The sequence below is a fragment of the Moraxella sp. ZY210820 genome (genome assembly GCF_030674635.1).
In the GTDB taxonomy this organism is placed as follows: domain Bacteria; phylum Pseudomonadota; class Gammaproteobacteria; order Pseudomonadales; family Moraxellaceae; genus Acinetobacter.
On sequence record NZ_CP089978.1, the window covers coordinates 203,239 to 223,897 of the forward strand.

Consider the following 20,659-nt stretch of genomic DNA (forward strand, 5'->3'; position numbering starts at 1 on the left):
GTGCAGACAAAATATTTTTGCAAGTATAGCGTTTTATTGCAAGAAAATGTTAGATTTTTTGCGAAAAATTGAATAAAATATGAATATGTACTTGTTTTTGTCATTTGTTTGCGAAATAGCATACAAAATAATATAGGAATAATGTTGTGCTCAAGTTAAAACGTAAGCCGACGAACGGCATAATTGGAGTGGATATTACTTCGACTTCAGTTAAAGTTCTTGAACTCACGAAACAAAATGGTCGATACTGGGTAGAAAACTATGCCAGTGTTGAATTGCCAGAAGGTAGTGTCGTTGAGAAAAATATTGTAAATACAGATGCTGTAGGTGAAGCTTTAGAAAAAGCGATTGAGAAAGCTGATACACGTACAGTAAATGCTGCCACAGCAATCCCAAATTCGCTAGTAATTAATAAAGTCATTGAAATGGATGCAGATATGACAGATGATGAGCGGGAAGTACAAATTCGTATGGAAGCAGAGCAGTATATTCCATTCTCATTAGATGAAGCAAATTTAGATTTTGCGGTTTTAGATGAGCCTGCACGAACTGCGGGCAAAGTTAATGTCGCACTTGTTGCCACACGTACTGAAAATGTGGACGCTCGTGTTGAAGTATTGAACGTTGCAGGTTTAACACCAAAAGTCGTTGATACAGAAGGCTATGCTTTAGAGCGTGCTTTAGCGACTATTGCAAATACCTTTACGGTGAATGTTAATATACTAGGAGTGTTGGATATTGGGCATTCAACCACAACATTCTCTGTATTACAAAATGGTAAAGTGATTTATACACGTGAACAGTCATTTGGTGGTAAGGCATTAACTCAAGCAATTCAAAACCATTATGGTATTGATTTTAAAGAAGCAAATGAAGCAAAAATAGAAGGTCGTTTGCCAGATGATTATGAAGCAGAAGTTTTGGAACCTTTCTTAGAACAGGTTGAACAACAAGCTTCTCGTGCTTTACAATTCTTCCAATCATCTTCAACAGTAGGTGAAATTGACCATTTATTATTAATTGGTGGTAGTGCGAATTTACCAGGTTTAGCTCGAAAGTTACAAGGTAACTTAGGTTATCGTACAACAGTTGCAAATCCATTTGTTCAAATGAGTTTCGCTAACCACATCGATACTAAGAAAATTGAAAATGATGCCGCAGGTCTACTTACAGTGTGTGGCTTGGCTTTACGAGGGTTTGATTAATGATAAAAACAGTAAATATTAACTTACTCCCTTGGCGTGCCGAGTTACGTGAAAAGCGTAAAAAAGAATTTCAAACACGTTCAGTATTGGCGGGATTATTAGGGGCGGTTACCGTTTTTGCGGGCTTTATGTATTTTAGTCAGCAGTTAGAGCAACAACAACAAGTCAATGAAATGATTGTTGCGGAAAATGCTAAATTGGATACTGAGCTCAAAGATTTAGAAGGTTTGGATAAACAACGTGCTGATATTATCGAACGTATGAAACTGATTGATGGCTTACAAGCTCAACGTCCAGTCATTGTGCATATTGCTGATGAGATGGTGCGTATTGCACCACAGCAAATGCATTTTACGAAATTTGAGCGTAAAGGTGATAAATTTACCATCGAGGGCAAGGCACAAGATCCAAATGTAGTGGCAGAATTATTACGTGGTTTAGAAAATTCTCCATGGTTTCGTAATGCATTTATGAATTCATTTGTTGCAGTTGATGAAACAAAGTTAAATATTGTTACAAATGCATTTAATAATGTTGCTAAATCAATATCAACAACTGATCCAATGGGTGCACAAGAACTGACATCTCTATTACAGCGTCCTGAAATTAAGTATGGTCAATTTGTAGTAACTGTTGATTTAGGTGATATTTCTAAAGCAACTGAGACAACTGATGTTTCTGTAGATCCGAATGCGGTGATTGTAGCACCTACAGATGGACAAGCACAGCCTGAACCGCAACCTGTACCTGCAAATGGTCAAGTACAGTCTGCACAGCAACCTACACCTGCAGATGGACAAGCACAGCCTGCACCACAATCTGCACCTGTGAATGGTCAGGCACAACCTGAACCTGCACCTGCACCAGTAAATAATCAAGGGGCTAAATAATGAGTCGTGAAGATTTAGATGGTGTAAATGTAACACCAAAGAAGAAAATGACAGTTGATCAGTTCTTTAAACAATTTAATAATCTAGATAATAGCAATGTAGGTGGTTGGCCACTACCTGTAAAAATTACAGTGTGGATTTTTATCTTTGCTGCAGTTTGTGCTGCAGGTTATTTCTTTGTGATTAAGCCAAAACAAGAAGAGATTTCAACTGCAGAAGCACAACAGGAAAACTTATTGAAAGAGTTTCAGGAAAAAGATTCTCGTGTGCGTAATTCAAAATTATTGCAAGAGCAACTGAAACAAATGGAAGCTCAATTCCAACAGCAATTAACTCAATTACCTAAAGAAACTGAGATTCCTGCTTTGGTTGAAGATATTAACATTACAGGTGTAAATGCAGGTTTGAAGTTTAAAAATATTAAACTGGAGCCAGAAGTTACACAAGAGTTCTTTATCGAACAGCCGATTACCATTGAAGCAACGGGTGATTATCACAATTTTGGTAATTTTGTAAGTAATATTGCGTTATTACCACGTATTGTAACGTTGCATGATTTTGAAATTATTGGTAATGTTGATTCAAAATCAGATATTCCAGTAGTAACTTATAAAATTACTGCAAAAACGTATCGCTATAAAGAACAAACTGCTGAAGTAACTACACCAGAAGCAGGTAAAGAAGGGGGAGCTAACTAATGAAACTCCATCATCTGATTTTAACAGCAACTGTTGCAACATTGATGGTCGGTTGTGATGACCGCCAACAAATCGCACAGGATAAAATGGAAGAAATTCGTCGTAATCCTCCAAAGCAACCTGAGCCGATTCCTGTATTTACACCTGTGCAAACATTCTTGTATGCTGCAAACTCTCTTCGTTCGCCATTTATTCCAGCATCTATTGCTGCTGAGATTAAAACGATGGCAGGGCGTAAAGTTTATCCAAATGAAGCTCGTCCTAAGCAGCCACTAGAGAAATTTGCTTTAGAGACATTATTGCTTAAAGGTAGTATGCAAAATCGTGCAGGCCATATTGAAGCCTTAATTCAAACACCAGAAGGTAAAATCATTAGTGTAAGTCGTGGTAACTATCTGGGGCAAAATCATGGTCGTATTGTACGTATTACACCTGTACAAGTCGATTTGATTGAAATTGTACCTGATGGTCGTGGTGCGTATATTGAACGTCCACGTACATTAATATTGCCACAAGCAGCATCATCTGCGATTAAGTAAAATAAATTTTGATTGGAAGCCTAAATATGAATTCTTTAGTTCGTCAATTTTCATTAGGTGCTGTTGCTTTAGCAATGGTACAGGTTGCTAACGCACAAGTAAATATTACCAATATTGCACCCGTCGCTGTCGCAGACGGTACTGAAATCCGTGTGATGTTTAATGGTTTACCACCACAACCACAAGCATATCAGTTAAATCAGCCAACACGTCTACTTTTGGATTTTCCACAAGTAGGTCAAACGGTAGGCAAAAAACAAATTCCTGTTACAGGTAATGAAGTTTCTGCTGTTGATTTAGAAACAGATGCTCAACGCTCACGTTTAACAGTAAATATCAAAAGTGCAGCTGGTTTTACCAGTCGTGTAGAAGGTAATACTTTTATTTTAAAAATTAATAATGCTAAAGCTCAACAAGCACAGGTGGCTAAACAAGCTGCAGTACCTAAAATGGGCGTGGCAAATATTAATTTCCAAAAAGGCACTGGAAAAAATGAAGGTGTTGTTGTTGTTGATTTATTAGCAGCTAAAACACCGCTTGATGTACAACAACAAGGTTCTAAAGTTGTTATTCGTACACGTGGTAGCAAAATTCCAAGCCAGTTGGTACGCCGTTTGAATACTGCGGAGTTTGCGACACCAGTAACCGCGATTGATGCTTATAATGATGGTTCGAATGGTGTGATTACTATTCAAACTGAAGGTGGCTATGACTTTACTTCGTATCAATCAGATAAACGTTTAACTTTAAATTTCAAACGTCCTGTAGAGCAAGTATTTAAAGCACCTACACCAACCTATACAGGAAAGAAAATTTCTTTACAATTCCAAGATATTGGTGTGCGTGAAGTATTACAGTTATTAGGTGATTTTACAGGTACCAATATTGTTGCAGCTGATAATGTACAAGGTAATATCACTTTAAATTTAAGAGATGTTCCTGCTGATCAAGCATTAGATGTTATCTTAAAGACAAAAAATCTTGATAAACGTCGTACTGGTAATGTCATTTGGGTAGCACCAGCAGCAGATCTTATTAAAGCCGAAAAAGAAGAAGCAGATGCCATTGCTCAAGGTATCAAACTTGCACCGATTCAAACTGAATATATGCGTTTAAGTTATGCTAAAGCAAGTGTGATTGGTAAATTCTTAGATGATGCACGTCAAGAAGCACGTAAATATGCTAATGGTGGTAATTCAGATACTACAATTGGTAATAGTTTGTCTTTAGATAGCTTATTAAGTGCTCGTGGTAGTGCAGTTGCAGATGACCGTACCAATACCTTAGTCATCAACGATACTGCAAAAAACCTAGATAAAATTCGTAAAATGATAGAATTACTTGATGTACCAGTTAAACAAGTAATGGTTGAAGCACGTGTAGTACGTGCAACCACGGATTTTAGTAAAGAGTTAGGTGTGTCTTGGGGGATTTTAGGTAATCGTGATAATGGGCGTTTTAAAGTTGGTGGTAGTCAAACTACCCTTTGGGATTTAAGGACTCCAACTACGAATAGTACAGGTGGAGTAACTTATACTATTCAACGTCCTTCTAATTTAAATGTAGATTTAGGTGTAACTACAACTGGGGCTGCAAAAATAGCATTTGGTTTGTTAAATTTATCTGATTTTATGCTCGATTTAGAATTATCAGCTTTACAAGCTGATGGTCGTGGTGAAGTAATTTCAACACCAAAAGTCTTAACTGCGGATAAACAAAAAGCAACCATTAAAACAGGTCAAGAGATTCCTTATCAAACAGTGTCATCTTCTGGAGGACAAACAACAGTAACTACTGAGTTTAAAGAAGCTGTTCTACAATTAGATGTTACACCGAGTATCACGCCTGAAGGTAAAGTACAAATGCAATTGAATGTTACCAATGACTCACTTGCTGGCTATGCAAATAATGGTGAAGCGATTTTAAATAAAAATGAAGTGAATACCAATGTCTTAGTTAATGATGGTGAAACTGTCGTGCTAGGTGGTGTGTTTGAACAAATTAACCAAAATCAAGTTAATAAAGTACCATTATTGGGTGATTTACCTGCTGTTGGTCGCTTGTTCCGTCAAGACGTGAAGAAAGAAAATAAACGTGAGTTATTAATTTTCGTAACACCACGAATTATTAATGACAACAGTTTAAGAAATTAATCCTATGATTTCTAGGGTGTATTGAATATTGAATTCTATAGATAAAATATTCAATACACACTGTATGATTAGAATAAGTTTAGAGGTGTTTTTTGCCAAATATTCGTAGTCAAAGTCTGTCTAATATTTATTTGATAGGCCCTATGGGAGCAGGCAAAACAACAATTGGACGCTATCTAGCAGAAATGCTAGGGCGTTCTTTTGTTGATAGCGACCATGAAATCGAACGTAAAACAGGTGCAACTATTCCTTGGATTTTTGAGAAAGAAGGGGAAAGTGGTTTTCGCCAGAGAGAAATTGCTGTTTTAAATGAATTAGCACAGCAAACTAATCTAGTGGTTGCAACAGGCGGTGGTGTAGTAACACAACGTGCTAATCGGTTATTGTTACAACGAGATGGTATTGTGATTTATTTATATACACCAGTTGAAATACAGTTACAAAGAACATATCGTGATAAAAATCGTCCATTGTTACAGGTTGAAAACCCAGAACAACGCTTGAGAGATTTATTGGCTATACGTGATCCTTTATATCGTGAAGTTGCAGATTATGTGATTGAAACACATCAAGGTGAGCCACGTTTATTAGCCAGTAAAATCATTGAAATGACTTTAGGTAAAGAAAATTTACCACAATATAAGTCTTATTTTTAAAGCTAATGATTTTCGATGTGGATTAAGGTAAAATAAATACCATAATCCACATTTTTATTAGATGAATTGATTGAGTAAGTCAAATGCAAACATTATACGTAGAATTAGGTGAGCGTCGTTATCCAATTTTTATTGGAAGTCAGTTAGATGTTGCAACATTATTAGCACCATATATTAAAAGCCAACAAGTGATGATTGTAACAAATACGACAGTTGCACCATTGTATTTGATACATTATAAAACAGCATTACAAAGTTTAGGTAAATATGTTGCTGAATGTATTCTACCTGATGGCGAACAATATAAAGATTTCCAACATCTACATTTAATTTTTGATGCTTTATTAGAAGTTGGTTTTAATCGGGATTGTACGATATTAGCCTTAGGTGGTGGGGTAATTGGTGATATGGCTGGTTATGCTGCTGCTAGTTTTCAGCGTGGTGTAAATTTTGTTCAAGTACCAACTACATTATTATCACAAGTAGATTCAAGTGTGGGAGGTAAAACAGGAATTAATCATCCGCTTGGTAAAAATATGATTGGGGCGTTTAAGCAACCCAATGTAGTATTGGCGGATATGGCTCAGTTAGATACCTTAGCTGATCGTGAGTTATCAGCAGGTATGGCAGAAGTAATTAAATATGCACTTTTAGGTGATGAATCATTTCTTGTATGGCTTGAGCAACATATGGAAGCGTTGATTGCTCGTGATGAAGATTTATTGGCTGAAGCGGTTTATCGTTGTTGTCAGCAAAAAGCAAATATTGTTGCTGAAGATGAAACTGAACAAGGTAATCGTGCTTTACTCAATTTAGGACATACATTTGGTCATGCGATTGAGTCATATATGGGTTATGGTACATGGTTACATGGTGAGGCAGTGGCGGCTGGTATGGTAATGGCTGCTGATTTGTCACAACGCATGGGTTGGATTTCTACTGAAGATGTAGAGCGAGTTAAAGGTATTATCCAACGTGCAAATTTACCTACACAAGCACCACAAATTCCATTAGATGAATTTTTAGCTTATATGAGTCATGATAAAAAAGTGTTAAATGGTCAATTGCGTTTGATTTTATTGAAAAAATTAGGGCAAGCATTTATTACTAAAGATTTTGATGTAACAGCATTACGACAAACTATTATTTCACAGCAAAAGGTTTAATTAGATGAGTGCTATGCAGTCTAATCCACATTTACCCCAAAAATATTGGGGTTTTGTTGCAATTCTATGTGTAACAGGGGCTTTGGTGTCGTGGTTTTTGGTTGATAAACCAAGCTTAAATATGGTTAAACAGCAAGCTGAAGAGAGTAGCACTGAAGAAATTCAAATAGAAGCTGTAACTACGCATAAAACTTTAGGTGCTTTAACGCAAGAAGTTGTTCCATTAGAGTTAAAAAAACGTGTCGTGTCGATTAATAATGATCATGGACCTAATTTCCGTGGGACTAAGTTTATTCAAGCGAATCAAAAGAAATGGACGGTAGAATTATTCCGTGCGAATGAAGAGCGTGTTGTGTTAGATTATATGCAACATCATCAAAATGAAAAAGAATTATTTTATACACGTTTGAGTGGTGAAAATCAAGAAGAAATCTATGTTGTGCTATATGGTAGTTTAAAAACCAAAGAAGGAGCACAGCGTTTAGCAGAGCAGTTGATTACTTTAGATATTCCTAAAACATTAAAGCCTGAACCAAAGCCCTTTGCTGATTATGTAAAATTAGTGAATGAAGTGGGTTCAGAAGAAATAACGAATGGTTCGGCTAATCGTTTATATACGATAAATTTACGTTCTGTTGCTATACCTAAAGTTGTACCACCATCAGCACCAGTGAGTCCAAATGGTACGACAATAACTACCCCTCCACCTGTAGAACCTGTAACACGTGTAGTACGTCCACAAGTGCCAGTAACCCAGTCTGCTAAAGAGACACAAACTAAAACTACAGAATAATTATTTGGTTGCATGCTGTGGATAACTTTTTAACTTTTCCACAGCTAAAATAAATCTATTATTTCCAGAAATAACCATCAAAACGGCAAGTATCGCCTAACCACTGGTGGTCTGGAGTTTGTTGATTTAAATAAACTGCCAAGCGTGGACGTTTTACAATCACACGTTTAGCCACTTGTTGTGCTAAAGGTAATAGTCTATCGCCTAAATCCATGGCATTAGGGTTTTGTTGTCTATCAACATTATCTTGTTCTAGCAAAATGTGTAATAGTTGCATTTGTTTTTTGACTTGTGCTTTTTTGTGTTGATGTTGATTGCGTTGTGGAAACATTGGGTCAAGATAAATTACATCAATATAGTGTTGTTTTTCAATAAGTTGTTGTAAATAGTGTTGAGCATCAACAAAAACAAGTTGTATACGTTGTGCAATCGGTGCTAAAAATTCATGTTGTAATGCATTTTGGTACTGATATTCTAATAATGTATATAAAATGGGGTCTCGTTCTACCAGTATAATATTTGCACCTAAATGTGCCATCAATAAGCTATCATGCCCAAGTCCTGCAGTGGCATCTAATAATTGTGGCTGTTTATCCACTTGGCACGCACGAGCAAGCATTTCTGATTTTAATCCTGCTCGTTTTAAGCGATTGATTTCTCCTTGCCAATCAGGATTCATTTTCATACCATTACATGCCAATGACAAACCATCATCATCAAATACAAGGGCAAGTTCAGCATTTAAGCGTAAAAATTTGGCATTAATTTTATCAATATAATGTAATTGACTAATAACACCACGTTGATGTAGGCGTTGCTGATAGTCTTGAATGGTATTTAAATGAAGCGGATTGTCATAATAAATGGCTATGGCTGTTGTTGTATTTACCATAACTGCCAACCTGTTAATGCAAAAATTAAAATAATAATGCCTGAAAGAATACGATAATAAGCAAAAATCATAAAATCACGTTTAGCGACATAAGCGACTAAAGCACGAATAAATAATAAAGCTGAGACAAATGAAATGAAAATGCCAAAGCCTAATACCGCCCAATCTTCAACAGTTACAAAGGTTTGATAACCTTTGAGAAATGCCAATAATCCCGCACCAATTAACACTGGTAAACCTAAGAAAAATGAAAATTCAGTGGCTGCTTTACGAGATACGCCCATAAACATTGCCCCGATAATGGTTGCACCAGAGCGAGATGTCCCGGGAATGAGCGATAGCATTTGAATAAGACCAATTAAAATAGATTGTTTAATAGTCAAATGTTCGACTTCTTCTGCGACTACTATTGGTGGATGTTTTTCGACCCACCAAATAATGAGACCGCCAACAATTAAACTGATGGCAATAATAACATTGCTACCTAGAATGCTTTCGATTAAATCATCAAGTGTTAGCCCAGCAATTACAATCGGAATAGATGCAAAAATCAAGCCTAAACCTAACTGGCGACTTTGTTTATCGCCTGTGAGCATACCTTTTGCTGTTCCCCATAATTTATGCCAATATTCAAAAATAACGGCTAAAATTGCACCAATTTGAATAACAGCGACAAATACGGTTAATTTTTTTTCATCTTGCCAAAAATTCATTAAATCGGCAGAAAGCATTAAATGTCCTGTACTAGAAATCGGCAAAAATTCGGTAATGCCTTCAACAATACCCATAATAAAGGCTTTGATAAATAATAAAATGTCCATAATTTACTCCTAAATATTGGTTGATGTTGAAGGATTTTTACCTTGTTCATTGATTTTTTTCCATGCATCATTGCGTAAATAAACAGGCAATGCTTGTTCAGGTTTTAACCATTGTGAAGTTGGTGTCTTTAATGCGATTTGGGCAATGTCATGAGCGGTTGGCATTAGTTGGGTAAATGCTGTATCATCTTGTACAAATTTTGCACCAGAACCCACCGCTGTAAATTGTGCATAGTGTTGAGCTGATGGATAGTCTAATAATTGTTCATTATCAATCGCTTGCATAATCCCACGACTATCACAGCTAAAATTAGCTAAATACACTTCATTCATGCGTGCGTCAATAATCGCACTGACTTGGCTTAAATTTTGTTGTTGATAGGCGTGTTGGGCTAAGGCTTGTAAGGTTGAAACACTGATGACAGGAATATCATTTGCCCATGCGAGTGCTTGAGCGACAGTTGCATTAATGCGTACACCGCTAAATGACCCCGGTCCACGACTAAAAGCAATCGCAGATAAATCAGCAAATGACCAGCCACAATGAGTCAATCCTTGTTCAATCATGGGTAAAATCACTTGAGTTTGCATTTTGGTGCGTTCATCAAGCTGAAAAAAACGGCATTGTTGCTGTTCATAAAAGGCGATAGAACAATATTCATTTGCAGTTTCAAGTGCCAACAGTCGCATATTTAACCTATGATAGAAAAATAGAAAGCGTAATATAATACTATAAAATCGCCATTTGCTGTTTTTAATTTCGTTAATAATATTGTTAAACTCAATTTAAACGATAGTAAAAAGGCAGATCAGATATCTGCCTTAGTATGATTAAAACACTTTCAGTAATAACCAATATAATCCACCTGATAAACAAATGGTAACTGGTAAAGTGAGTACCCAAGCTGATAAGATACTTTTAATAGTATTGGCATTTAAACCTGATTGATTGGCTACCATTGTACCAGCAACTGCACTATTTAAAACGTGTGTAGTTGATACAGGCATACCAAAACCATCAGCTGCAGCAATGGTACTCATCGCCACTAATTCTGCTGACATTCCTTGACCATAAGTCATATGGTTTTTACCAATTTTTTCACCAACGGTAATTACGATGCGTTTCCAACCAACCATTGTACCTAGACCAAGTGCTAGGGCAACGGCTACTTTGACCCAAGTTGGAATGTATTGTAAAAAGCTATCTAAATTAGAGCGATAGGCTTGTACTGTTTGTTTTTGCGTATCGTCCATTGTTGGTAAGGCTTTGGCTTTATCTAAACGTTTAAATACGGTATGACTTAAATACATATCATTACGCACTTCAGCCACTTTATATTCAGGGATACTTTTAATATCGCCATGAGTTTTTAATTCTTGCCCTAAATCTTGCGTAAGACTGGCTAAGGCAGGTAAAACTTCAGGGGTATGTTGTTTGGTTTGTACATAAGTGGTTAAAATTTGACGTGCTTTGGTTTCATCTAATTGTGTATTTGGACTAATAATTTGAGCGGTTTGAGCTGATAATTGTTGGAATGATTGTAAATGTTGAGCATCTAAATTTTTATTTAATGAATAGGCTAAAGGCACTAAACCAATTAAAATTAACATGATTAAGCCCATACCTTTTTGCCCATCATTTGAGCCATGAGCAAAACTTACGCCTGTACAAGTAAAAATCAAAATGGCACGGATAATAGGTGGTGGTGGTTGATTACCCTTAGGTGGTTGAAATAATTCAAAATGTTTATGGAATACTTTTTTAACTAAAAAGAATAAAATCCCTGCAAATAAGAAACCAATTAACGGTGAAAATAATAGGGCTTTACCAACTTTTATTACTTGTTCCGTATCGACACCGCTTGCACCTGTGCTTGAGTGTAAGATATAGTTCATAATGCCCACACCTAAAATTGAACCAATTAATGTATGTGAGCTCGATGCTGGAATACCAAAAAACCACGTCCCTAAATTCCAGATGATAGCAGCAAGTAACATGGCAAATACCATCGCAAACCCTGCACCGCTACTCACATTCATAATTAATTCAACAGGCAATAGGGCGATAATACCATAGGCAACTGCACCGCTTGCAACCATCACTCCAAGAAAATTACAAAAACCCGCCCAAATGACTGCAACAGGTGCAGGCAGAGCATTGGTATAAATCACTGTTGCAACAGCATTTGCTGTATCGTGGAAACCATTTACAAATTCAAAACCTAAGGCTAAAAATAAAGCCATTGCCAATAACGCTAAAACACCAAAACTTAAAGCTGGAACATGAGCTAAATCTGCATTAAGTTGTATGGCTATATAAAATAAAGTCCCGATAATTAGCGTAAAAAAGGCTGGTTTAAAAAATTTAGGATTTTTCACATGCACATTGGTTGCTTGATGTTCATGATGAGTTTCTGTGTTTTGATGAGGGTATGATGAATTGGGTTGCATATTCATATAATAATTTAAAAAGTATAACTAAATCTTAATATTATAAAATAGTAATATGACAATTTAATGACAAAAAATAAGATATGATTGATATAAATGATGCTCACATTTCATGTATGCAAATGATAAGATATTGATACAATCAACTGTTTGAATAATGAATAAAAATTGATTATGATAAATTTAATGTTAAGTTCTATAGAGAAATGTAATGAAAAAATCGTTAATTTTGGCACTACTTGCTAGTAGTGCATTAACGGCATGTACAACGGGTACAGTGAGCAGTACAGATATTGCCAATGGTATGAATACTGTAACTAATGTGGGTGTAGGTGTATTTAAATATGCAGCTGACCAAAAATGTCGTAGTGAAATTCAAAACCATCAAGCATGGAAATTAGCCTCTGTGGCGATGAATTCAGAGCAACAATCTACAGTTTTAACAAATGTATGTGGTTGTGTGAGTGAGAAAGCACCGCAAAGTGTAACTGCAGTTGAATTAGGTCAGGCTGCTGTAGATAGCAATGCACGTACTAAAATTGTAGCGAATGCTGTTGCTAAAACTTTAAATGCTTGCTATAACGATTTTATGAAAAAATAATCACGTGTGTTTATTTCGCTAAGAAATGTAAAAAATGTGATAAATATCGCATAAACTATATTCAAGCATGATATTTCTTGATAAAATAAGTAAATTTCCTCTAAATAACTGGTTAAAAGTTTATGAAAAAATTATCTCTTTGGGCTTTGATGGGTTTAGCTCTTGCTTCAACAACTGCTATGGCACATATTGAAGATAGTAAGCCATCAGCGATGAATGCACCTGTGATGCAAAAAGTTGTATCTAAACAATTTACTTGTAACAATGGTGAAACAGTTGAAGTTCGTTTTATCGATTTACAAACCATCGAATTAACGACAATGAATGGTCAAAGTATCTTAACACGTGAATATGACGATACACCAAAAACAGTTTATCCATTCTATCGTCCAAAAGAGCATACGCATATGGATACTTATTCAGATGATAATAGTATCTTTACGCATAATGCAACACGTGCAGAATATACCTATACTGATACAGAAGAACAACGTTTTAAAACAAGTTGTGCAGTACCAAGTGTTGCACAAGCACAATAATGATTTAGTACAAATCACAAAAAATCCTATAAGATGTTCTTATAGGATTTTTTATTGATTTTTCAAAAGGATAGTGAATATTTTTTATTCACTATCCTAACTCAACCTAAAAATTGATATAGATTTGTAGGGGCAAATCATATACTAATTTAACCTAAAAATTGGTACAGATTTGTAGGGGCAAATCACATTTGCCCAATAAATATGATATTTATTCATACAGGGCGAATATGATTCGCCCCTACGATACAATAGTGAATTTTGTACCAATTCTTAGGTTATTTGGCTATATCAACTGAAAATTAACGTACCAAATCGCCTTTTAAAGTTACAGAAGCAATCGCTGTACCTTTGTAGCATTGATATTTTGAAGTACTGCGGTATTCAATTTTCTTAAAATATCCTACGATATTATTGACTGCAGTAGCACCTTGTGCTTTTGCAGTAGCATCTAAGTGAATGAGTGCTGAATGTAAAGCGTGTTCACATGATTTTTCTACTGATTTAGCAAAACCATTGGTTTTTTTGTTTGAAATCACATCTTTTTTAATTACTTGACCGCCAGAGCGTGTACCTGCTAGATTAAATTTGACTTTACCGTCAATTAAACCCTGTGAAATAGCATTTTGTACAGCTTGGTTAAAATCAAGATAGTGTGCTTCATCTTTAGCGTGAGCGATAGTCGTCAAGCCAACTGCTAAAGTTGTCATTAACATTAATTTTTTAAGCATATTTTTTCTCCAAAAATTGCATTACATGGTGTATTATCTATGATGATATTGAGATAATATCATCATAGTGTACAGCGATTATTGATGATGAGTATAAGATTTATTCTATCACAAATCAACTTTTTTAAAAATCAAGGATGTATTAATGCCACCGAAAGCGAAATTATTACTCATAATCATGTTTGCGTTATCAATATGTCGAGTTTGATGTTGGATATAATCTAAATCGCCACAACGTTCATCAATCTGTTGTAAATTGAGCGTTGGAATAAATTGATTACGGCGTAACATTTCAATACTGAGCCATGCTTCAATCGCACCGCACGCCCCTAGTGTATGTCCAAAATAACTTTTTAATGAACTGATTGGTTTTTTACCTAAAATACGTGCTGTAGCTTGGGTTTCTGCAATATCGCCTTGTTCGGTCGCCGTGCCATGTGCATTGATATAATCAATATCATCTGCACTAAGTTGGGCATCTTGTAAAGCGAGTTGCATACATTGTCCCATTTGTTCGCTGGCTGGTCGTGTAACGTGTTCACCATCAGTATTTGAGCCATAACCGATAATTTCAGCATAAATGGTTGCACCACGTGTTTTGGCATGCTCATATTCTTCTAAAATCAGGCAGGCACTACCTTCACCAATGACTAAGCCATCACGTTGTGCATCGAATGGTTGTGGTGTAGTTTGTGGTTGGTCATTTTTACAGCTAGTGGCAAAAAGTACATCAAATACTGCCGCACTACCTGCACTAAACTCTTCAGCTCCACCTGCGAGCATAATGGTTTGTTTACCATATTTAATGGCTTCAAAAGCTTGACCAATTGCCATTGAGCCAGAAGTACAAGCACTTGATGTTGGTAATGTTAAACCTTTTAAACCAAAATGCACGGTTATATTGACCGCACTGGTATGCGACATCATACGGATATAAGTGGTTGCATTAATTTTTTTGCCATTATTGTGTAGTAAAAATTCACCCATATCGGTAATTGCATCAACGCTTCCTGCCGATGAACCAAAAGCCACGCCAACTTGTCCTGATGTTAAAATTGGATGCTGGTTTAGTCCCGCATCTTTTAAGGCATTTTCAGCAGTAATAACGGACATGAGTGCAACACGCCCCATACCACGAATGGTTTTACGTGTGAAATGTTCTGGAATAGTAAAATGCTCTACAGGTGCCCCCAAACGAGTATTTAAACCGTCACGGTTTTCCCATTCAGCGATATATTTTACACCACTACGCTGTTCGGCAAAGGCGGTAAAAATATCATCAGCATTTTCACCTAGTGATGTAATGCCTGCCATACCTGTAATGACGACACGTTTCATAGCATTCCTCCATTGATTGAAATGACTTGTCGGGTAATATAACTTGCTTCATCAGAACATAAAAATTTAACTAAATTTGCCACTTCATCGGCTTGTCCCATACGTCCCATTGGAATTAGGGGGAGTGCATGGTCTTTAATTTCATCGGTAATCATGTCTGTTTCAATTAACCCTGGTGCGACACAATTTACGGTGATTTTACGTTTAGCAAGTTCAATCGCTAAGGCTTTGGTTGCTCCAATTAAACCTGCTTTGGCAGCACTATAATTCACTTGCCCACGATTACCCATAATGCCTGATACAGAGGCGATAGTAACAATACGTCCGCCTTGTTTTAGGCGTATCATTGGCATGATGAGTGGTTTGAGTACATTATAAAAACCGTTCAGGCTAGTATCGATGACATTGTCCCAATCATCATCAGAAAGAGCAGGGAATGCCCCATCTCGTGTCAATCCTGCATTTAAGACCACGCCATAAAAAGCACCATATTGTTCAATATCTTGATTTAAAATATGTTCAATCGTTGCACGGTCATTGACATCAAATTGTAGAGCATGACTTTCTCGTCCCATTGCTTGAATTTCGGCAACCACTTGCTGTGCCTCATGCATACGACTGCGTGTGTGAATGGTAACATCAAATCCCGCTTGGGCTAAACTTAGGGCGATAGCCTTGCCAATACCACGATTGGAGCCTGTTACTAAAATACGTCTGTTCATCATCTATACTCATCTATTATTTATTTAAAAACTCTGTTGCATCTTGTGGTTCATAGACGCTTAATACCGCTTGAATAGGCGGTAAAACTTGCTGTGATGATGAATGAATGACATCAATGTGGCAATTGAATACGCCTAAATTATCGTGAATATATTGTTTTTCCGCAGTAATCTGTAAGCGACTTGCTAGTGGAAAATGGTCAAATGGTAATAATAATTTGCGTGTACCTAATAAAAAACCAAGTTTAGGTGCTTGTCCTGCAAGACTACCTTGTTTACCTGCATATAAGCTGATAGTTTGAGCCATAATTTCAATACTCACCCATGTAGGTAAGCCTTGTGATTCACAAAACATGAGTTCTGGGCGAATTTCAAGCTGTGAAATCACACGGTTTTCATCAATAGATAATAATTCATCAATTAATAATATTGGTGAGCGATGTAAAATATAAGGTAATACCGATTCTGTTGTATTTTGATATGCTGTATTCATAGAATAACTACTTAATAACCACGAGTGAATATTAAACTGACATTACTTCCACCAAAAGCAAAAGAATTACTTAAAATATAATCGACTTTTTTAATATTTGATGTAGGTGTTACATAATTTAAATCGCTTAACTCATCATCAATTTGACCATATTGATGATGGGGTAACCACAGTTGTTTATCTTGCAGAATTTGTTGGCAAATATATGCTTCGATTGCCCCTGCTGCACCTAAGCAATGTCCAGTTTTATGTTTGCTACTGCTGACGAAAGTTTGTGTTGCTCCAAGTTGTCGAATGGCTTTTGTTTCCATTGCATCATTTTGTGGGGTAGCGGTGCCGTGTAAGTTGATATAATCAATATCATCAATAGTTAAATTAGCTTGTTGTAAAGCACGTTGCATTGCTGTATAAGCTCCTAAACCTTCTGGGTGTGGTGCGGAAATATGCCATGCGTCCATCGCATCACCACTACTGATGAGCATAGTAGGTGCTTTATCTTTGCTTAAAACAAATAGAGCGGCTGCTTCGCCAATATTGATACCATCACGTCCTATACCAAACGGCTGGCAAATATGACTGGATAAACTATCTAAACAATCAAAACCGTTTAAGGTCAAAGGACATAAAGTATCTACACCACCAACTAAAACCACATCAGCTAAATCTGCATGAAGTAAACGTTGTCCTGTTGCCAATGCTTTGCCACTTGAAGAGCAGGCAGTCGAAATACTATAGCAAATGCCAGTCCAACCCAAATAGCGTTGTACTCCGATGGTTAAGGCATGCATAGCTTGTTTATCATAGTCTAATTTTTCTATGCGACCTGTTTGTTTTTGTTGTTTGAGGTGCTGTTGATTATCGCTAATACCAGAAGTTGAAGTCCCGAGTACAATAGCTAAACGTGAGGATGGAATACTAGCCGTTTGTTGTTTTAATGTTGTTAAAATGGGTTGTAATGCCAATAAGGCAAAACGTAAATTGCGGGAATTTAACACTTGTAATTCATCAGCTAAAGCCAATTCTGTACTATCAGGATAAGCTCCAACCCAAATAGGACGGTTGAGTAAATGCTCATTGATTGATAATGGATTAAAATCGCTAGTGAGAATCTGTTTTAAATCAATATTGGGCTGATTTAAAGCAGATAATGCGGAACTAAGCTGAATACCTACGGCTGACATCATTTTATCCTATTCATGATCAAGTAAAAATTGTTCTTGGGTTGTACTCAAAATCAGGCGATAGGGTATCACATGATTATCAATCAGTGTTTTTTGTGTTTCACGCTGAACGGAGAGTCTAGTTTGTTGTTGATCGTTGAGAATTTGTCGTGAATTTTCTTGTTCAATCAGTTGATAGTTTAATGATGTTAAAGCAGATTGTAATTGTGAACTCGGTAATGTTGCCCACCAAATATCACGCATCAAAAAATCCAAAGGTAGATTTTTTAAAGCAGAATAACGTTGTAACACATTGATTTTTTTGCCATCATAATGAAGTTCAAATAAAACTTGTCCTGAAAAAGTCATTGCAATCACATGAAGTTGTTGTGCTTGTTGCTGTTGATACAACAAAAAACTGAACGATTGTTCACGCCAAATCATTTCTACTTGTTGTTGTGTGCTTGTTGCTTGTGTAATTTGTGATATGCTCAGTTGTAACTCAGGTAAACCTTTAGCAGTAGGGAGCAAACTTTGGCATCCACTCAGTCCAGTTAGTATGATGATGATAATATATAATTTAAAATTTATCATAGGGTTATATCCAATTTTATACTTGATAAGATAAAGGGAAATATCTGTTTTTTAAAGCATATAATTATCATTTTTCATGAATATTACTAGATTCAAATGGAACAAATTGAAAAGAAATTCTATCTTAAAAATTCATTCTAAACAAGAGATAAACGCTATGTTTTACTTGATTGGGGCAGTGTTTGTAATTAAAAAAAATCTTCCTATTGAAATTAGGAAGATTTTTTAGAATAGGAAATAATAAGTGTTGATATTTTTAGTCTTGCTTAAATCAACAGTAAAGGTCATAATCAAAGTTACTTTAACAATAACACCAATAAAATTGAAGTACCTAATATAGAAATATCAACAACATACTTTCTCAAATTTAGCATTGGCAATGAGCTGTAAAATGTTAATCATTTTTATAGCTAGCAAACTTCTTGCGTATGTCTATTTAGACATTAATGTGTAACTTTATCCACTTCATGAGCCATCGATTTTGCGACCTGACGCAATTCAAATTTTTGCACTTTACCTGTACTGGTTTTTGGAATTTCAGCAAACACAATGTGTTTTGGCACTTGGAAACCTGCCAAATGTTTACGACAATGCTCAATCACCGATGTACGGTCTAAGGTACAACCTTGTTGAATTTCAATAAATGCCACAGGCACTTCGCCCCATTTTTCGTGTGGTGCAGCAACGACAGCACAGCTTGCCACTTCAGGCATACGATACAAAATATTTTCCACTTCAATACTAGAGATATTTTCCCCACCAGAAATAATAATATCTTTTAATCTATCCATAATTTTGATGTAACCATCAGGATATTTTACACCTAAATCACCTGTTCTAAACCAACCATCACGGAAGGCTTCTTCTGTGGCTTTACGACTTTTCAGATAGCCTTTCATCACCATATTACCACGCAATGCCAATTCACCCATCTCTTCGCCATCGGCTTCTACAGGAATGGTCGTGCCTTGTTTAAATACTTCAAAACCTGCCATCAAATGAGCGGTTACGCCCTGACGTGATTTTTTGCTAGCACGTTCAGCCACCGTCAAATCGTTCCATTCATCATGTTCTACGCAGATGGTTACAGGTCCATAAACTTCAGTTAAACCATATACATGGCTGATATGAAAGCCCATTGCTTCCATTTTTTCAAGCATTGCTTCTGATGGTGGAGCACCTGCCACCCAACCTTTGACTTGATGTTGGATATGTTGTTTTAATTCATCTTTACCGCCAGCAATCATATTATGCACAATCGGTGCGGCACAATAATGTGTGACTTGATATTTGGCAATGAGTTGTAATATCAAATCGGCATCAATTTTGCGTAAACACACATTCACGCCAGCACGCTCTGCCACTGACCACGGGAAACACCAACCATTACAATGAAAGAGTGGTAATGTCCACAAATAAGTAGCAAATTTTGGCATATCCCAATCTAAAATATTAGAAATAGCGTTCAGTGCTGCTCCACGATGGTGATAAACCACACCTTTTGGCACGCCTGTTGTGCCAGATGTATAATTTAGGGTGATGGCTTCCCATTCATCTTCGGGTTTTTCCCATGCGTCTAAATCATCGGCTTTGGTCAGTAATTCTTCATAACTCATCTGTCCAAATGGTTCAACCTGAATGGCATTATCAGTGGCATGAATAATGATTAAATTCGGAAAAGTTTCTGCAATCAATTCTGCATGATGGGCAAATTCGCTATCTAAAATCAGCACTTTAGCTTCAGAATGCTGTAAACAAAAGGTGAGTGCGTTAATATCCAAACGGGTATTCAGCGTGGATAAGACTGCACCTGCCATTGGCACACCAAATGCAACTTCAACCATCGCTGGTGTATTGGGTAACATCACGGCGACCGTATCATTTTTATCGATACCCAATCCTTTTAGGGCTGATGCGAGTTGTTTACAGCGAGTAAAGGTTTCCGCCCACGTTTGTGTATAATGATTATGCTGTAAATCATCGTAAATAATTGCCGTCCGCTGTGGATAAATGCGTGCGGTACGCTCCAAAAAATCAATTGGCGTCAATGGCTGATAATTTGCTGAATTTTTGCCTAAACCTGTGTGAAAATCCGTCATGATAAATTCCTTATCTTAACTATAGTCAAAGAGCTTAAGAACTGGTACAAAATTAACCATTGTGTTGTAGGGGCGAATCATATTCGCCCAATAAACACAAGGTTTGCATAAGGGCAAA

General features: G+C 36.5%; 20 protein-coding genes and 1 pseudogene. 10 read left to right on the forward strand and 11 right to left on the reverse strand.

The window, feature by feature from the left end; genetic code table 11:
* The first annotated feature begins 146 nt into the window (after positions 1-146).
* From LU301_RS01025 to LU301_RS01060, 8 genes and pseudogenes are all read left to right on the forward strand, one after another.
* Positions 147-1,205 carry a pilus assembly protein PilM gene (locus LU301_RS01025; RefSeq protein WP_305271705.1) on the forward strand — a complete coding sequence of 353 codons (1,059 nt, stop codon included), beginning with the start codon at positions 147-149 and terminating at the stop codon, positions 1,203-1,205.
* Positions 1,205-1,897, forward strand: a pseudogene (locus LU301_RS01030) (PilN domain-containing protein); the annotation flags it as partial. The gene LU301_RS01025 and the pseudogene LU301_RS01030, both read left to right, overlap by 1 nt.
* 197 nt (positions 1,898-2,094) lie before the next feature.
* The gene (locus LU301_RS01035; RefSeq protein WP_305271707.1) at positions 2,095-2,793 is read left to right on the forward strand and encodes a type IV pilus inner membrane component PilO; all 699 of its coding nucleotides are present in this window, start codon (positions 2,095-2,097) and stop codon (positions 2,791-2,793) included.
* The gene (locus tag LU301_RS01040; RefSeq protein WP_305271710.1) at positions 2,793-3,332 is read left to right on the forward strand and encodes a pilus assembly protein PilP; all 540 of its coding nucleotides are present in this window, start codon (positions 2,793-2,795) and stop codon (positions 3,330-3,332) included. Before LU301_RS01035 ends, LU301_RS01040 begins: the two co-directional genes overlap by 1 nt.
* Positions 3,333-3,358: 26 nt before the next feature.
* Entirely contained in the window at positions 3,359-5,485 is a 2,127-nt protein-coding gene (locus LU301_RS01045; RefSeq protein WP_305271712.1) for a type IV pilus secretin PilQ, read from the forward strand.
* A gap of 92 nt (positions 5,486-5,577) precedes the next feature.
* On the forward strand, positions 5,578-6,141 hold the full coding sequence (gene aroK / locus LU301_RS01050) for a shikimate kinase AroK (protein ID WP_305271714.1): 564 nt from the start codon (positions 5,578-5,580) through the stop codon (positions 6,139-6,141).
* 83 nt (positions 6,142-6,224) lie between these two features.
* Positions 6,225-7,307 carry a 3-dehydroquinate synthase gene (gene aroB, locus LU301_RS01055; RefSeq protein ID WP_305271716.1) on the forward strand — a complete coding sequence of 361 codons (1,083 nt, stop codon included), beginning with the start codon at positions 6,225-6,227 and terminating at the stop codon, positions 7,305-7,307.
* Between the two features lie 4 nt (positions 7,308-7,311).
* Entirely contained in the window at positions 7,312-8,100 is a 789-nt protein-coding gene (locus tag LU301_RS01060; protein ID WP_305271718.1) for a hypothetical protein, read from the forward strand.
* A gap of 58 nt (positions 8,101-8,158) precedes the next feature.
* Here LU301_RS01060 and LU301_RS01065 read toward each other — a convergent pair whose 3' ends face one another.
* The 4 genes from LU301_RS01065 to LU301_RS01080 form a co-directional block, all read right to left on the reverse strand.
* Positions 8,159-8,992, reverse strand: coding sequence for a class I SAM-dependent methyltransferase (locus LU301_RS01065; protein ID WP_305271721.1), 834 nt, complete (start codon positions 8,990-8,992; stop codon positions 8,159-8,161).
* On the reverse strand, positions 8,986-9,813 hold the full coding sequence (locus LU301_RS01070; protein WP_305271723.1) for an undecaprenyl-diphosphate phosphatase: 828 nt from the start codon (positions 9,811-9,813) through the stop codon (positions 8,986-8,988). The genes LU301_RS01065 and LU301_RS01070 overlap by 7 nt, the downstream gene beginning before the upstream one ends.
* Positions 9,814-9,822: 9 nt before the next feature.
* Positions 9,823-10,503 (reverse strand): tRNA (adenosine(37)-N6)-threonylcarbamoyltransferase complex dimerization subunit type 1 TsaB, encoded by a 681-nt coding sequence (gene tsaB, locus LU301_RS01075; RefSeq protein WP_305271725.1) that lies wholly within the window; start codon positions 10,501-10,503, stop codon positions 9,823-9,825.
* A gap of 141 nt (positions 10,504-10,644) precedes the next feature.
* On the reverse strand, positions 10,645-12,264 hold the full coding sequence (locus tag LU301_RS01080) for an inorganic phosphate transporter (protein ID WP_305273895.1): 1,620 nt from the start codon (positions 12,262-12,264) through the stop codon (positions 10,645-10,647).
* Positions 12,265-12,475: 211 nt separating this feature from the next.
* Here LU301_RS01080 and LU301_RS01085 point away from each other — a divergent pair, with 211 nt between their 5' ends.
* Positions 12,476-12,865: a hypothetical protein gene (locus tag LU301_RS01085; RefSeq protein WP_305271727.1), complete on the forward strand. Its 390-nt coding sequence runs from the start codon at positions 12,476-12,478 to the stop codon at positions 12,863-12,865.
* 122 nt (positions 12,866-12,987) lie between these two features.
* On the forward strand, positions 12,988-13,404 hold the full coding sequence (locus tag LU301_RS01090; protein WP_305271730.1) for a hypothetical protein: 417 nt from the start codon (positions 12,988-12,990) through the stop codon (positions 13,402-13,404).
* 302 nt (positions 13,405-13,706) lie between these two features.
* Here the strand turns inward: LU301_RS01090 and LU301_RS01095 are convergent, their stop codons facing one another.
* The 7 genes from LU301_RS01095 to LU301_RS01125 all read right to left on the reverse strand — a co-directional run bounded on the left by LU301_RS01095 (position 13,707) and on the right by LU301_RS01125 (position 20,541).
* Positions 13,707-14,135: an excinuclease gene (locus tag LU301_RS01095; RefSeq protein ID WP_305271732.1), complete on the reverse strand. Its 429-nt coding sequence runs from the start codon at positions 14,133-14,135 to the stop codon at positions 13,707-13,709.
* A 108-nt stretch (positions 14,136-14,243) separates the two neighbouring features.
* On the reverse strand, positions 14,244-15,473 hold the full coding sequence (locus LU301_RS01100) for a beta-ketoacyl-ACP synthase (RefSeq protein ID WP_305271735.1): 1,230 nt from the start codon (positions 15,471-15,473) through the stop codon (positions 14,244-14,246).
* Positions 15,470-16,195: a 3-ketoacyl-ACP reductase FabG2 gene (locus LU301_RS01105; protein ID WP_305273896.1), complete on the reverse strand. Its 726-nt coding sequence runs from the start codon at positions 16,193-16,195 to the stop codon at positions 15,470-15,472. Before LU301_RS01105 ends, LU301_RS01100 begins: the two co-directional genes overlap by 4 nt.
* Before the next feature lie 16 nt (positions 16,196-16,211).
* On the reverse strand, positions 16,212-16,688 hold the full coding sequence (locus LU301_RS01110; RefSeq protein ID WP_305271737.1) for a hotdog family protein: 477 nt from the start codon (positions 16,686-16,688) through the stop codon (positions 16,212-16,214).
* 11 nt (positions 16,689-16,699) lie between these two features.
* Complete coding sequence (locus LU301_RS01115; protein WP_370692211.1) at positions 16,700-17,872, reverse strand: beta-ketoacyl-ACP synthase; 1,173 nt, start codon at positions 17,870-17,872, stop codon at positions 16,700-16,702.
* Positions 17,873-17,878: 6 nt separating this feature from the next.
* Positions 17,879-18,442, reverse strand: coding sequence for a DUF3261 domain-containing protein (locus LU301_RS01120; protein ID WP_305271741.1), 564 nt, complete (start codon positions 18,440-18,442; stop codon positions 17,879-17,881).
* A gap of 443 nt (positions 18,443-18,885) precedes the next feature.
* Positions 18,886-20,541: an AMP-binding protein gene (locus tag LU301_RS01125; RefSeq protein WP_305271742.1), complete on the reverse strand. Its 1,656-nt coding sequence runs from the start codon at positions 20,539-20,541 to the stop codon at positions 18,886-18,888.
* Positions 20,542-20,659: the final 118 nt, after the last annotated feature.

What these genes read in the sequence shown, in the direction of transcription:
- aroB (WP_305271716.1), top strand. Translation starts at nt 6,225, where the DNA reads ATGCAAACATTATACGTAGAATTAGGTGAGCGTCGTTATCCAATTTTT.
- LU301_RS01090 (WP_305271730.1), top strand. Translation starts at nt 12,988, where the DNA reads ATGAAAAAATTATCTCTTTGGGCTTTGATGGGTTTAGCTCTTGCTTCA.
- LU301_RS01080 (WP_305273895.1), bottom strand. Translation starts at nt 12,264, where the DNA reads ATGCAACCCAATTCATCATACCCTCATCAAAACACAGAAACTCATCAT.
- LU301_RS01045 (WP_305271712.1), top strand. Translation starts at nt 3,359, where the DNA reads ATGAATTCTTTAGTTCGTCAATTTTCATTAGGTGCTGTTGCTTTAGCA.
- LU301_RS01120 (WP_305271741.1), bottom strand. Translation starts at nt 18,442, where the DNA reads ATGATAAATTTTAAATTATATATTATCATCATCATACTAACTGGACTG.
- LU301_RS01065 (WP_305271721.1), bottom strand. Translation starts at nt 8,992, where the DNA reads ATGGTAAATACAACAACAGCCATAGCCATTTATTATGACAATCCGCTT.
- tsaB (WP_305271725.1), bottom strand. Translation starts at nt 10,503, where the DNA reads ATGCGACTGTTGGCACTTGAAACTGCAAATGAATATTGTTCTATCGCC.
- LU301_RS01095 (WP_305271732.1), bottom strand. Translation starts at nt 14,135, where the DNA reads ATGCTTAAAAAATTAATGTTAATGACAACTTTAGCAGTTGGCTTGACG.
- LU301_RS01110 (WP_305271737.1), bottom strand. Translation starts at nt 16,688, where the DNA reads ATGAATACAGCATATCAAAATACAACAGAATCGGTATTACCTTATATT.
- LU301_RS01035 (WP_305271707.1), top strand. Translation starts at nt 2,095, where the DNA reads ATGAGTCGTGAAGATTTAGATGGTGTAAATGTAACACCAAAGAAGAAA.
- LU301_RS01115 (WP_370692211.1), bottom strand. Translation starts at nt 17,872, where the DNA reads ATGATGTCAGCCGTAGGTATTCAGCTTAGTTCCGCATTATCTGCTTTA.
- LU301_RS01105 (WP_305273896.1), bottom strand. Translation starts at nt 16,195, where the DNA reads ATGAACAGACGTATTTTAGTAACAGGCTCCAATCGTGGTATTGGCAAG.
- LU301_RS01100 (WP_305271735.1), bottom strand. Translation starts at nt 15,473, where the DNA reads ATGAAACGTGTCGTCATTACAGGTATGGCAGGCATTACATCACTAGGT.
- LU301_RS01125 (WP_305271742.1), bottom strand. Translation starts at nt 20,541, where the DNA reads ATGACGGATTTTCACACAGGTTTAGGCAAAAATTCAGCAAATTATCAG.
- LU301_RS01040 (WP_305271710.1), top strand. Translation starts at nt 2,793, where the DNA reads ATGAAACTCCATCATCTGATTTTAACAGCAACTGTTGCAACATTGATG.
- LU301_RS01060 (WP_305271718.1), top strand. Translation starts at nt 7,312, where the DNA reads ATGAGTGCTATGCAGTCTAATCCACATTTACCCCAAAAATATTGGGGT.
- LU301_RS01085 (WP_305271727.1), top strand. Translation starts at nt 12,476, where the DNA reads ATGAAAAAATCGTTAATTTTGGCACTACTTGCTAGTAGTGCATTAACG.
- LU301_RS01070 (WP_305271723.1), bottom strand. Translation starts at nt 9,813, where the DNA reads ATGGACATTTTATTATTTATCAAAGCCTTTATTATGGGTATTGTTGAA.